Below are 12,846 nucleotides of genomic sequence, written 5' to 3' on the forward strand. Positions count from 1 at the left end.
TCTTGATAGATGTCGTAGTTTTTTAGCTCTATAATTGTGGAGAGAAACAGCAGGTGCAGTTTGAGGTCAGGCGGCGGAGGAGGCTGTGTCCGAAGGCTCTGGCTTGACACGGCGGCCAATCAGGAAGCCGACCAGGGAAGCCAGCATTTGCTGAAATATCATGCCGAGTACAACAGGAACAGCGACCGGAGCGGGAAAGTAGGAGACCGCCAGAACGGCTCCCGCGCTGATATTGCGCATGCCTCCATTGAAAATAAGCGCTGTCTGATCCGCTTCGCTCCAGCCCATTAGTTTGGAGAGGCTGAAACTCAGCAGATAACCCGTGGAGGCGAGCGCAACGATCACAGCCGCCAGACCAACCAGCCGCCAGCTAAAGTCTGTCAGATAAGGGGCGACAACCGATCCGTTAATGGCAATTACTGCTGCCATAGCCAGCTTGGAGAACGGGTTCATTCTCGGACTCCAGACGGGCACAATGGCGCCTTTACTCCATTCATTCAATATCATGCCTAGCAGCGAAGGGACAACAATCATCCAGAACAAGCTGCTCATCATGGCTGACACATCCAACTGCACATTTGTTCCGATTAGCAGCGAGAGGATGCCGGGCACGGCGAACGGGGCCACGATGGTGTCAATGAGAATAATCGACAGAGTCAAGGCGATATTGCCTTTATAAATATGGACCCAGATGAAGCTGCTTACGCCGGTTGGAATAACCGCGGCCAGGACAAGTCCGGTAATCGTATATGTATCCCCCGGAAAGGTTAGATGTCCGAAGGCCAATGCAATTATGGGCATAGCCACATGCAGGACGAACAGACATACAAACAGCGGAGCGGGTTTTTTGATTACGCTCAATAAGTCCCTGAAGCCCAGACTGATGCTGCCGGCAAACGTCATAAAGGCAAACAGCCACGGCGACAAGTAGGTAAAAGAAGACAAGCGGCTGCCGCAGATTACGCCGATGAGAATACTGACCGGTGTAATCAGGGGCATCATGCGGTTCAGCCGCCTGTTCAAAGAGTGCAGCATATCGGATAACTTCCTTCGCAATTATAGGATATAACTACTATATACCAATAAGACGAAGAAGGAGAATTTTATTCGCTGATTGCCCCGGTTTCTGTAGTGTCTGATTTGAGCCTGATAAAAGCTCGGCCTGATTTCAAATGATAATCAAAAAGACAATCGAACGCTTTACAGCTCTAAATCGGAACATTACCAAGCAAATGTAATTGATGTGCGCCTGAATTACTGAAGTAGTCCCTGCAAAAGCACAGACAGAATTTAAGCAGCTTCTGCTATTGCTCCAAAATAAAAGACCGCAAAAACCGGAATAGCTTCCGGCTTCTTGCGGTCTTATGTTAAAAGTTGAATTGTGAGTTGATTTGTATCTGCAATAGAAGCAGTTAATGATATTTGACACTCTTGATGCGTGCTTCTTCCTGGTAGGTAAGCGGATTAGGAGTTGGCGGAGTATGCAGATGTCGCTCCACGGAATATTCAATTTTCCAGTAGTCTCCTTCTTCCGAAGTCATCCACGGCTGCCACATTCCGGATACCCAATTTTTAAGCTCCTTAAGTCCTGCCATCATTTCATTCATCCTCCTTGGACGATGCAATCAAAGGTTTTTATTTCTTTTTGGTTACGCTTTCATTATAACACAAAAAAAAGAATTTGGAAGATGTGTCCACGGGAAAAAGACAATTTTTCTCGTGAAAATGATATATTTATTAGGGTTTGTGTTTATCTCGGGGAATGGTGTCTCTGTGTCGTGGACGGTCATTTCAGCCGTTGCTACTTAATCCGTTTTAAGGCTGCTTCCTGATCTATGGAACGTCTTGATAAGATATCAAGTGTAACGTCATGACTTCTTAGAGTTTCTTCTATACTATGCAAGGTGTCGCGGTTAGCGATTACTTCCGCATTTACTTCCGACACCGCCTGCTGGATCAGCGGGATGAGCTTGGTGTCTTCTTTAATGCTGATAATGTCGGCTTTAACTTCAGTTAAGTCAGCTTTCACTTCGCTTAATTCCGCTTTCAATCCGCTTACGTCAACCTTCACTTCATTCAAATCGGAGCGCATGCTCTTTAGTTCCCCAAGAATCTGTTGAAGAATCTGATCACTCATGGTTCGCGGTCCCCTCACCTGTGTAAGATTCGCTAATTATATCATAATTCGGGACAAGCCAGCTTGTGGAATTGATGAATTTCCAAAATCTATAATTGTGAATGGATTTTTGCACTAATTATTGGGATATTTACCATCCGTCAAAGATGCTATATTGGTTTTCGTAAGCGGTTGCAAAAAAAGTACGGAGGTGATTTTGTGCAGTAGTCATCCTTCCTTCTGAATGATATGCACATTAGACAACACAGCATCTGTTCTAAAAAGGAGCCTTACACCTAAAAGGAGGAATTACTTTTTATGCCAAAACAGAAATCGTTCCTGTCACTAGCATTCATCGCTGTTTTACTGCTTGCTTTAGTTACACCCGCAGTCTCTGCTGCATCCGCTGAAGAGGCGCCGCAGGCACAAGCTGCCGCTGCCACAGGTCTGCAATCCTATGTCGATGCCATGCAGCCGGGCTGGAATCTTGGCAATACGCTCGATGCAACGGGAGCCGATGAAACGTCTTGGGGCAACCCCGCAGTTACTCAGGAATTAATTAAGAAGATTGCGGCTCAAGGATACAAAAGCATCCGTATTCCCGTGACCTGGGATGTTCACACCGGAGCGGCTCCGGGCTACACTGTTGATCCCGCCTATTTGTCCCGTGTTCAGCAGGTTGTGGACTGGGCGATTGGCGAGAACCTGTATGTGATGATCAATCTCCACCATGATTCCTGGCTGTGGATCAGCAAGATGGAGCAGCAGCATGATCAGGTGCTGGCCCGTTATAACGCGATATGGACACAGGTTGCGAACAAATTCAAGGGATATTCTAATAAGCTGATGTTCGAGAGCGTCAATGAGCCGCGATTTACCGATGGCGGAACTACGGATGAGAACAAGGCGATCCAGATGCTGGATGAGCTGAACGTGTCTTTCTACAACATCGTCAGAAAATCGGGCGGGAATAATGCAACACGTCCGCTGGTACTTTCGACACTTGAAGCTTCTCCAACCCAGACCCGCATGAATGCGCTTTACAGCACGATTACCAAGCTGAAAGACTCCAACCTGATTGCTACCGTGCATTACTATGGCTTCTGGCCGTTCAGCGTCAACATTGCGGGCTATACCAAGTTCGACACGGATACACAGAATGACATCAACACCACCTTCACCAATGTGTACAACACCTTCACAGCTAAAGGAATTCCAGTCATTGTGGGCGAATACGGTCTGCTCGGTTTTGATAAAAATACTGGTGTAATCGAGCAGGGCGAGAAATTGAAATTCTTCGAATATTTGGCTTATTATCTGAAATCCAAGCAGATTACACCGATGCTGTGGGATAATGGCCAGCATTTTGGCCGTACAACCTATCAATGGTCCGATCCCCAGCTCTACAATATGATGAAGGCCAGTTGGTCCGGCCGTTCGTCCACTGCTGAAAGCGATCTCATTAATTTGACAAAAGGTGCTGCTGCCAAAGATGTGACGGTGAAGCTTAACCTGAACGGCAATACGCTGTCCTCGATCCTGTACGGCAGCCAGCAGTTGGCGCAGGGAACGGACTATACTTTGAGCGGTGATCAATTGACCTTCAAAGCAGCCAGACTCACCAGTCTGACCTCCTCCGGCAAGCTTGGGGTAAATGCGGTATTCACCGCCCGCTTCAACAAAGGGGCGGACTGGACCTTTAACGTTGTCCTCTCAAATACGCCCAAGTTGAGCAATGTCCAGGGAACGACCAGCGCATTCAAAATCCCTACAGCCTTTAACGGAACAACCTTGGCTACTATGGAAGCTACGTATACCTCCGGCGGCAATGCCGGTCCGCAAAACTGGACACCGTACAAGGAATTCGCCTATGCATTCACACCTTCCTACACCACCAATGAGATTAGTCTGCTGCCGGCCTTTTTCAATGAAGTGAATAACGGCGATGTCATTCTGAAGTTCCATTTCTGGAACGGTGATGTGGTGAGCTACAAGATTACGAAGAACGGAACCACGGTTACAGGCACTACAATGTAGGATGAGCGAATAAGATCGGCCTTCTTTTAACCTGCGATGGATGTGGGGGAGAAGAAGGCTTTTTGCTGTCCTGTGGAACGGGATCTGCGAAAGTAGTTGATAATCATTATCAATGGTGGTATATTGTTCACGAGTAAACAATAATATTGCTATTGAAGAGGAGTGGATGAGCGCATTGGAATCAGCGGATTCTCTCAAACAACTGTTGTATGCGCAATACATCAGATTTCTGCATATGCATGAATCTCTTGCGGAGACGGAGCTTGATCAATTTCTCGTTTTTGCCCAAAGGGAGTCCATCAATAACTTTCCGCAGAGCATTACAGCGATTCACGTGATTGATTGTATCGGCCGCCATGAACCGGTCAACAGCACGACTATTGCGGAAATACTGGATCTGTCGAAAGCCAGCATTACCAAAATCGGCGGCAGGCTTTTGAAGGATGGGCTCGTTAATCGGACACAAAAGGATGACAACAAGAAAGAGAGCTACTTCCAGCTTACTCCGCAAGGGAAAAAAATATTTGATCTTCATGCGCAACTGCACGAAATTGAAGCACAGCGCTTTTACCGTTTTGTGGATAAGTACTCAGCCGCTGAGCTGCAGCTTATCCGTAAATTTCTGCAGGAATACAATGTTGAACTGGAACTCAGATTAACAGAAGGAGTTGCTGAGTGATGAATACATGTCTGGAAATCAGTAATTTAAAAGCAGAGATTGAAGGAAAGGAAATTCTCAAGGGAGTGGACCTGAATGTGCGCGGTGGAGAAATTCATGTGGTCATGGGACCCAATGGAACCGGAAAAAGTACCTTGGCCTCAGCGCTTATGGGCCATCCCAAATATGAGGTTACCGGGGGCACCGTTACAATGAACGGGGAGGATTTGCTGGCAATGGATGTAGATGAGCGCGGACGGGCAGGGCTATTTCTTGCTATGCAATATCCGAGCGAAATCAGCGGAGTGACGAATTCGGATTTTTTGCGCAGTGCGCTTAATGCACAGCGTGGAGAAGGGCAGGAGATCTCATTAATTAAATTCATCCGCATAATGGAAGACAGCATGAAGGCGTTGGAGATGAATCCGGAGTTCCTGCACCGTTATCTGAATGAGGGCTTTTCCGGAGGGGAAAAGAAACGCAATGAAATTCTGCAAATGATGATGCTGAAGCCGCGGATTGCTGTGCTGGATGAAATTGATTCCGGTCTTGATATTGATGCGCTGCGCATCGTGGCTGAGGGCGTCAACCTGCTGCGCAGCGATGAACGCGGATTTTAATTATTACTCATTACCAGAGACTGTTGAATTATATCAGACCAGATTTTGTACATGTCATGATGCAGGGGAGAATTGTAACATCGGGTGGTCCTGAATTAGCCGAGCGTCTCGAAGCTGAAGGGTATGACTGGGTTAGAGAGGAATATGGAATCGCCGATGAAGGAGATGCCGGGGAGGGGAGCTTATGAAGACTGAACCTCGGGTACTGATCAAGCATCTGGTGTCAGAGGAAGCGGGGGAGCGCCTGGAGCCGGAATGGCTTGCAGAACAACGTTTGGAAGCGGCAGCCCTGGCGGAAGCTCTGGATCTGCCAGAGCTGGAGAAGGTCCGGCTTCAAAACTGGAGCATTGGGGATTGGGGGCGGTATCGCGGACATGCTCCACTGGAAGGAGTCGAGGAACTGCCGTCATCATTGCAGCGCTGGGTGTCATCGGAGAATGTGCTGGTCCAGTGGAACTCAGGAAATGTCTTTAGCCGGCTATCCGGTCCCCTGAGAGAACAAGGCGTTATCCTGATGGATCTGGAATTAGCAGCTAACTTGTATCCGGAACGGGTTCAGCCGTATTTGATGCATGCGCTCAAGAGTGATGAGAATGTGCTGACGGCAGTACATGCGGCTTTGTGGAGCGGTGGTGCCTTCGTGTATGTACCTCCGGGTGTTCAGATTGAGGAGCCGCTGCAAATTTTGGCTTTTGCGGATGAGGCGGGCATCCGGTTTATGCCCCATGTGCTGATCGTGGCAGACGAGAACAGTTCGGTTACTGTAGTGGAGAACGTGACTTCTATGGGCCGGAATCAGGAACAGAGCCATAACGGTGTTATCGAGGTTTTCGTGAAAAGAGGAGCAAGGGCCTATATCTCATCACTGCATCACCTGAATGAAGCAGTTACCGACTTGACCTACCGGCGCGCGTATGTGGAACAGGAGGGCAGTGTGGAATGGATTCTGGGGGAAATGAATGAAGGCCATGCCATGAGCGATACAACATCCATTCTGCTGGGACGTGGTGCAAATGCCCGGCTTAAGACGGTTTCAGTTGGGGCAGGCAATCAAAAGATGCATATAACAACGAAAATTGTTCATGTAGGTCAAAACTCAATCAGTGATATGTTCATTCGGGCCGTAATGCGGGAGCAGTCCACAGCCATCTTGAACGGCATTACCAAAATCGAAAAAGGAGCAAAGGGCACTAACGGCCAGCAGACCGAAAAAATACTGATGCTTCATCCGGAAGCCCGAGGTGATGCCAATCCGATTCTGCTGATTGATGAAGATGATGTGAAAGCCGGGCATGCGGCAAGTGTTGGGCAGGTCCATCCGGAACAGGTCTACTACATGATGTCACGGGGAATTTCAAGAGCAGAGGCGGAGCGGCTGATTGTATATGGTTTTTTGGCGCCGGTCATTGATGAAGTTCCCTTGGAGGGTGCGGCAGATCAGCTTCGATTATTGGTGGAACACAAGCTGGGACAGGCGTCACCGGCAGTTAAATAAAATGGCTTAAGGAGGTAAAGGAGCATGCCCAAACAATTGTCCGATCCGGAAGAGTATCAGTATGGGTTCCGGGATAATCACGAATCCGTGTTTCGGTCCGGTAAGGGATTGACCCGCGATATTGTAGCAACCATCTCACAAATGAAGGGCGAGCCCGGGTGGATGCTGGATTTCCGCCTGAAATCACTGGAGCTGTTCCACGGCATGGCGCTGCCCGAGTGGGGCGGTAATCTGAAAGAGCTGGATTTTAATGAAATCCAGTATTATGTGAAGCCTTCGGAGCATCAGGGGAAGACCTGGGAGGAGGTTCCCGCAGAAATCAAAGCCACCTTTGATAAGCTGGGCATTCCCGAAGCGGAGCAGAAGTTCCTGGCCGGGGTGTCCGCACAATATGAGTCTGAGGTTGTGTACCACAGCATTCAGAAGGATTTGGAGGCACAAGGTGTTATTTTTACAGATACAGATACGGCCTTAAAGGAATATCCGGAGCTGTTCAGAGAGCATTTTGCGACGATTATTCCACCATCTGACAACAAATTTGCGGCGCTTAATAGTGCAGTATGGTCTGGCGGCAGCTTCCTCTATGTTCCCAAAGGGGTAAAGTGCGACGTTCCGCTTCAAGCGTATTTCCGGATTAATTCAGAAAATATGGGACAGTTTGAACGGACGCTGATCATCTCAGAGGAAGACAGCTTTGTGCATTATGTAGAGGGCTGTACAGCGCCAATCTACAGTACGAACTCCCTGCACAGCGCAGTGGTTGAAATCATCTGCCGGAAAAATTCACGTATGCGCTATACAACCATCCAAAACTGGGCGCCCAATATCTACAATATGGTAACCAAAAGGGCGGTTGCCGAAGAAAATGCAACGATGGAATGGGTGGATGGCAATATCGGCTCCAGACTGACGATGAAATATCCTTCCGTTATCTTGAAAGGCCGTGGAGCCAAAGGCTCAGTGCTCTCCATTGCCGTAGCCGGTAAAGGCCAGCATCAGGATGCCGGAGCCAAAATGATTCATCTGGCACCAGAAACGACCTCCACCATTATTTCGAAATCAATCAGCAAGCATGGAGGGAAGGTGACCTACCGGGGACTTGCGTCATTCAGCCGAGACTCGGCCAGTTCCAAATCGAGTGTTAAATGTGACACCCTGATTCTTGATAATCAATCTACCTCAGATACGATCCCTTACAATGAAATCCGGAATGAATCCATTACCCTAGAGCACGAAGCGACTGTATCCAAAGTTTCCGAGGAGCAGTTGTTCTATTTAATGAGCCGGGGATTGACGGAAGAAGAAGCCACTCAAATGATTGTAATGGGCTTTATTGAACCGTTCACTAAAGAGCTTCCTATGGAGTACGCAGTGGAAATGAATCGGCTGATCAAATTGGAGATGGAAGGAAGTATCGGATAAAGCCCGGAGACATAACTCCGTATGAGAGGAGAATGAGAACCTTGAGTCTGGCATCATTAATTAGAGAACGGAGAACTATCCGCAAGTTCAATCAGACGCCTGTTGCCGAGGAACTGGTGGTTGAGCTGCTGAATGAAGCCGCAGGATTGTTTCCATCTTCGGATACTGTTATCTGGCGCTGTCTATACGCTGGTACGTCCGAGTCGCGCACCCGGCTGGCCGATTATATGCTGGAGCAAATGACCGGGAGCAGGCTTGGCAAGTGGATTCCGGGCAAGATGATCGAGCTGTTCAAAAAGAGATTTACCGATATTCCCGGCCATGTTGTTGTAATTGCTGGCACCGGCCCGGACCGCCGGGCGAGTAACCGGAATTATGCGGCGGTCTGCAGCATCCTGCAGAATTTCCAACTGCTTGGCTGGGAGCGGCAGCTTGGGATGCTGTGGGATACCGAACCCATGATGCAAAGTGAGGAGTTTTTCAAACGTATCGGGGTCCGTGAGAATGAAAGATTTGTCGGCATTATTCATTTGGGGTATTTCGATAAGGCGCCAAGAGGCCGGGCAAGAACGTCAGCCGAGAAGAAATGGACAGTCTATACAGGCCGGAAGGCTTGAAGGGAGGGATGAAAAGTGTCATTAACCGGATTAAGCATGGGGCTATACAGCCCCGGGTCCTTTTCCGACCGGCCCGTTCCGCAGTGGCTTGTGCTCGAGCTGCTGAATGATGCCGTGTGGGCGCCAAATGACGGGCTTAGGGAGCCTTGGAGATTTATTTATGCAGAGGCGGGCAGCGGCGGCTTCATGACAGGTCTGCAAGACCCTGCTCCAGCTTTCCTGATTGTCGCAATGAAGGAAGAGAGCGATTCGTATAAGCGGGATGAGGATTTTGCCGCGGTCTGCTGCCTTATTCAGAACTTCCAACTGCTTGCACACGTACGGAAACTGGGGGTAAGGCGGACGATGAAGGATTGGATGTATGACCGGGAGCAGACTTACTTGTTCGGTGTGCAGGATAAGGAATGCATCGTTGCTGTTCTGGAAATGGGGTTTGTGGACGAGCCGGAGAGTGCGTACAGGGCAGCTAGCGTGACAGAAGTAAGGCTCGAGTCGCTGTAGTGTTATACAATTAAATGGATGTACCCCAATGTTTTGTACAGCTTTCTCTTGCTTCTCAAGGCAAGGGAGAGCTTTTTGCTGTGGGATGCACTGTGGAAAGTATTTCAATTTGTAAATATACAAAAGTGAATAATGGGTGTAAAATTGCATTACTTGAGCTTTTCGGGGAGCTGGCAGTATACATACATCTCGCGAACGCGGAATATTCGCAGGAAGGGCCGGCCTGCTATATGGGAGGGGACTTTCAAAGGGCGGCGAAGCTGCTTCACTTTATGCCCTTATGTGAATAAATTCGCATAAGCGATATTATATTCTGTGCTGCCCCGGAGGCCGATGAGTAATCAAAACAAAGAAGATGGAGGCTACCGGAGAAACATGAAGAGAAAGAACTGGAAACACCTTACAATGCTGTTGATGCTGGTCGCTGCGATCAGTGTAGTGGCGGTGGGCTGCGGCACATCCAATACGAATAATGCAGGAGCGGATACACAGGGGAACGCGGCTGGAGAGGCGCCGGCTGCAGGCGGTACACCCGCAGAGACGGCTACGTTAACGCTGGGTCTTTTACCATCCATTGATGCGATTCCATTCATTATTGCCCATGAGCGGGGCTTTGATAAAGAGCATAACGTGAATCTGGAGATTCAGACGTTCAAGAGCGCCAAGGATCGTGACGTGGCTTTTCAGGCCGGTAAAGTGGATGGGCTTAGCGCCGACCTGGTGGCGATTTCGATCTATAATGAAGCGGGGCTAGATGTGAAGATCACCAGCACCACTACCGGTGAATTTGATCTGCTGACCGGCAATGATGCGATTAAGGATGTGAAGGATCTCAAGGGCAAGACAGTGATACTGTCCAAGAATACTTCAACACAATATACGGTGGCGACGATGCTGAAGCAGGCAGGGTTGACGGAAGACGATATTACGGTGACTGAAGTGCCGCAAATTCCAACCCGTCTGGAGCTGCTGAAGAACCAAAAAGCCGATGCGGCTATTTTGCCGGAGCCTTATGTCACGATGGGGAAAGCGGCTGGTCTGCGCGTGCTCAGCTCCACCAAGACCGCTAATGTGAATCCGTTTGTGCTGGCCTTCCCGCAAAGCGCGATTGATGCCAAGGGACAAGCAATTCGCGATATGTATGCAGCGTATGATGAAGCGGTAGCTTACATGAAATCGCATGTCCAATCGGACTATATTGATCTGATTATCAAGGAGGTCGGCTACCCGGATACCTTGAAGGACCAGATCAAAGTACCGGAATACCAGCCGGCTAATCAGGTGGATGTGAAGGAAGTGGAAGCGGCGTTTGCCTGGGCGCGGGAGACAGGCCTCCTGACCAAAAATATTGCGGCTGAAGATGTGATCTCCGATGTCCAGTTCAAAAAATAACGGACTCTGCATCAAAGAGCTGCAAGTGGAATATAAAAGCGGACAATTGGCTCTGGGGCAGGTCAATCTGACCTTGCCGGAGCATGGGATTTATACGATTATCGGGCCTTCCGGCAGCGGCAAATCCACACTGCTGCGCGCGGTGGCGGGACTGCTGCCGGGCTATGAGGGCGAACTGCTGTTCAACGGGAAATCCGTACATGACAAAGAAACGCTGATTGGACTGGTCCCGCAAAATTATGGGCTGCTGCCCTGGAAGACCGTTCATGACAACATTCAGATTGCGATGAAGATCACCCGCCCGGCAGGAGGACGCAAGGAAACGCAGGAGGCGCAAATTACCCATTGGCTGGAGTCGATGGGAATTTCCGAGCTGGCCGCCCGGTACCCGCTCTCGCTGAGCGGTGGACAGCAGCAGCGGGTGGCGATTGCCCGGGCGTTTGCCATTCAGCCGACTATTCTGCTGCTGGACGAGCCGTTCTCCGCCCTGGATGCCATTACGCGCGAAGCGCTGCAGCAGATTTTTCTGGATAATTGGCTGGCTAACCCGGCTACGACGCTGTTTGTAACCCATGATGTGGAGGAAGCGATTTTGCTGGGACAGAGAATCATCGTCATGCCGTCAAGCAAGCAGGATACGCCGGAAATCCTTGATAACGCTGCTGTCTTTGCGATGAAGCATGAGGATAAGCGGGACAGCGATGATTATTTTGAGCAGAGCAAGCGCATCAGAAAGGTAATGCTTACGAAATGGTGAAAAAAAGACGTCTTCCTCACTTGCTGCGGCTGTTGTTTGTCTTTTTATGCATGAATGCGGTATGGTATGTTGTTTATCTGCTGATGAATCATCCGATTCTTCCCAGCCCCGGCTCGGTCTATAAGGCGATGTTCCATCTAGGGGCAAAGGATGTGGCGCTGAATGTCGGCTATAGTCTGCTGCGGATTTTTGAAGGGGTGCTGCTGGCACTGCTGATCGGTCTGCTGATCGGCCTCTTAATGGGCCGTTCGCCGCTATGGAACCGGCTGCTGGACCCGGTAGTATACCTCACCTATCCTATCCCAAAAATTGCGCTGCTGCCGGTGGTCATGCTGTTCTTCGGGCTTGGCGAAACCTCCAAGGTGCTGATGATTATGCTGATTCTGCTGTTCCAGGTTATCATCTCTGTGCGTGACGGTATCAAGGCCATCCCCGAAAGCACCTATGATGTGCTGACCAGCATCGGCGCAAGCACCGCGCAGAAATTCTGGAATGTGACGCTGCCCGGCGCACTGTCGGTCATTCTCAGCACGATCCGGATTTCCCTTGGAACTGCAATTTCCGTATTGTTCTTCACCGAAATCTATGGCACGGAGCATGGCATGGGCTTTTTCATTATGGATGCCTGGCTGCGCCTGGACTACCCTGAGATGTACGCAGGAATTATGCTGTTCAGCCTTGTCGGATTTGTGCTGTTCCTGCTCGTCGATGTTCTGGATTACAGATTTATGAAATGGCGGCGGTAAAGGGAGGACGTTGCTGCTGCTGAGGTAGAATAGGATAGTAATAACTGTAAGGCGGCTCATGAACGGGCCGTCTTTTTGCAAACACAAAAATTCAAGTTTCCTCCGCAAGCAAACAGGTTCTTCACAACTCTGAGTTAATCTTTGTATATAACGAAGGGGGAGAACGACAATGAAAAAGAAGATCTGGTTAGGGATTGCGGCATTGGTTCTGGTAATGGGCATTGGTACAAGCGTATATGCAGCGGGGGCTGACAACGGGCAGGGCTGGTTGGAGAAGATGCTGCCCTTTGCAAAACAAATGCATCCGGGCTTGTCGGATGACGGCATCAAAGAGATGGTGAACAATTGCCGTGAGAATCAAGGAACAGGCATGGGCGGCATGATGGGCAATTCATCCGGCAGATCAGGCATGATGAACTTCTAACTGCGCCATACATCCACGCCGCTCTTTCGCAGCAATGCAGATGATGAAGTTTCAGGATGGG

The 12,846-nt window shown here is 49.5% G+C and carries 13 protein-coding genes and 1 pseudogene; 11 read left to right on the plus strand and 3 right to left on the minus strand.

The features are described 5' to 3' along the window. Positions 1-66: 66 nt before the first annotated feature. From B212_RS0102825 to B212_RS0102835, 3 genes are all read right to left on the minus strand, one after another. Complete coding sequence (locus tag B212_RS0102825; protein WP_019908829.1) at positions 67-1,035, minus strand: bile acid:sodium symporter family protein; 969 nt, start codon at positions 1,033-1,035, stop codon at positions 67-69. A gap of 377 nt (positions 1,036-1,412) precedes the next feature. Then, entirely contained in the window at positions 1,413-1,598 is a 186-nt protein-coding gene (locus tag B212_RS0102830; RefSeq protein WP_019908830.1) for a hypothetical protein, read from the minus strand. 203 nt (positions 1,599-1,801) lie between these two features. After that, positions 1,802-2,137 (minus strand): hypothetical protein, encoded by a 336-nt coding sequence (locus B212_RS0102835; protein ID WP_019908831.1) that lies wholly within the window; start codon positions 2,135-2,137, stop codon positions 1,802-1,804. Positions 2,138-2,434: 297 nt separating this feature from the next. Here B212_RS0102835 and B212_RS0102840 point away from each other — a divergent pair, with 297 nt between their 5' ends. The 11 genes and pseudogenes from B212_RS0102840 to B212_RS0102895 all read left to right on the plus strand — a co-directional run bounded on the left by B212_RS0102840 (position 2,435) and on the right by B212_RS0102895 (position 12,785). Beyond that, positions 2,435-4,153: a cellulase family glycosylhydrolase gene (locus B212_RS0102840; RefSeq protein WP_019908832.1), complete on the plus strand. Its 1,719-nt coding sequence runs from the start codon at positions 2,435-2,437 to the stop codon at positions 4,151-4,153. A 166-nt stretch (positions 4,154-4,319) separates the two neighbouring features. Further along, on the plus strand, positions 4,320-4,832 hold the full coding sequence (locus B212_RS0102845; protein WP_019908833.1) for a MarR family transcriptional regulator: 513 nt from the start codon (positions 4,320-4,322) through the stop codon (positions 4,830-4,832). After that, positions 4,832-5,619 (plus strand): annotated as a pseudogene (gene sufC, locus B212_RS30630) (Fe-S cluster assembly ATPase SufC). Before B212_RS0102845 ends, sufC begins: the two are co-directional and overlap by 1 nt. Next, complete coding sequence (gene sufD / locus B212_RS0102855; protein WP_019908835.1) at positions 5,616-6,926, plus strand: Fe-S cluster assembly protein SufD; 1,311 nt, start codon at positions 5,616-5,618, stop codon at positions 6,924-6,926. The pseudogene sufC and the gene sufD overlap by 4 nt, the downstream one beginning before the upstream one ends. A 24-nt stretch (positions 6,927-6,950) precedes the next feature. Next, a complete protein-coding gene (gene sufB, locus B212_RS0102860) occupies positions 6,951-8,348 on the plus strand; it encodes a Fe-S cluster assembly protein SufB (protein ID WP_019908836.1) in 1,398 nt (465 codons plus the stop codon). A gap of 32 nt (positions 8,349-8,380) precedes the next feature. Further along, positions 8,381-8,965 carry a nitroreductase family protein gene (locus tag B212_RS0102865; protein ID WP_442950095.1) on the plus strand — a complete coding sequence of 195 codons (585 nt, stop codon included), beginning with the start codon at positions 8,381-8,383 and terminating at the stop codon, positions 8,963-8,965. A gap of 15 nt (positions 8,966-8,980) precedes the next feature. Then, positions 8,981-9,466 carry a hypothetical protein gene (locus B212_RS30635; protein WP_019908839.1) on the plus strand — a complete coding sequence of 162 codons (486 nt, stop codon included), beginning with the start codon at positions 8,981-8,983 and terminating at the stop codon, positions 9,464-9,466. Positions 9,467-9,841: 375 nt separating this feature from the next. Then, entirely contained in the window at positions 9,842-10,858 is a 1,017-nt protein-coding gene (locus B212_RS0102880) for an ABC transporter substrate-binding protein (protein WP_019908841.1), read from the plus strand. After that, positions 10,839-11,615 carry an ABC transporter ATP-binding protein gene (locus B212_RS0102885; RefSeq protein ID WP_019908842.1) on the plus strand — a complete coding sequence of 259 codons (777 nt, stop codon included), beginning with the start codon at positions 10,839-10,841 and terminating at the stop codon, positions 11,613-11,615. The genes B212_RS0102880 and B212_RS0102885 overlap by 20 nt, the downstream gene beginning before the upstream one ends. Then, on the plus strand, positions 11,609-12,361 hold the full coding sequence (locus tag B212_RS0102890) for an ABC transporter permease (protein WP_019908844.1): 753 nt from the start codon (positions 11,609-11,611) through the stop codon (positions 12,359-12,361). The genes B212_RS0102885 and B212_RS0102890 overlap by 7 nt, the downstream gene beginning before the upstream one ends. A gap of 169 nt (positions 12,362-12,530) precedes the next feature. Continuing rightward, a complete protein-coding gene (locus B212_RS0102895) occupies positions 12,531-12,785 on the plus strand; it encodes a hypothetical protein (protein WP_019908846.1) in 255 nt (84 codons plus the stop codon). The last annotated feature ends 61 nt before the right edge of the window (positions 12,786-12,846 follow it).

Source organism: Paenibacillus sp. HW567 (assembly GCF_000374185.1).
Taxonomy (GTDB): Bacteria; Bacillota; Bacilli; order Paenibacillales; family Paenibacillaceae; genus Paenibacillus_AQ.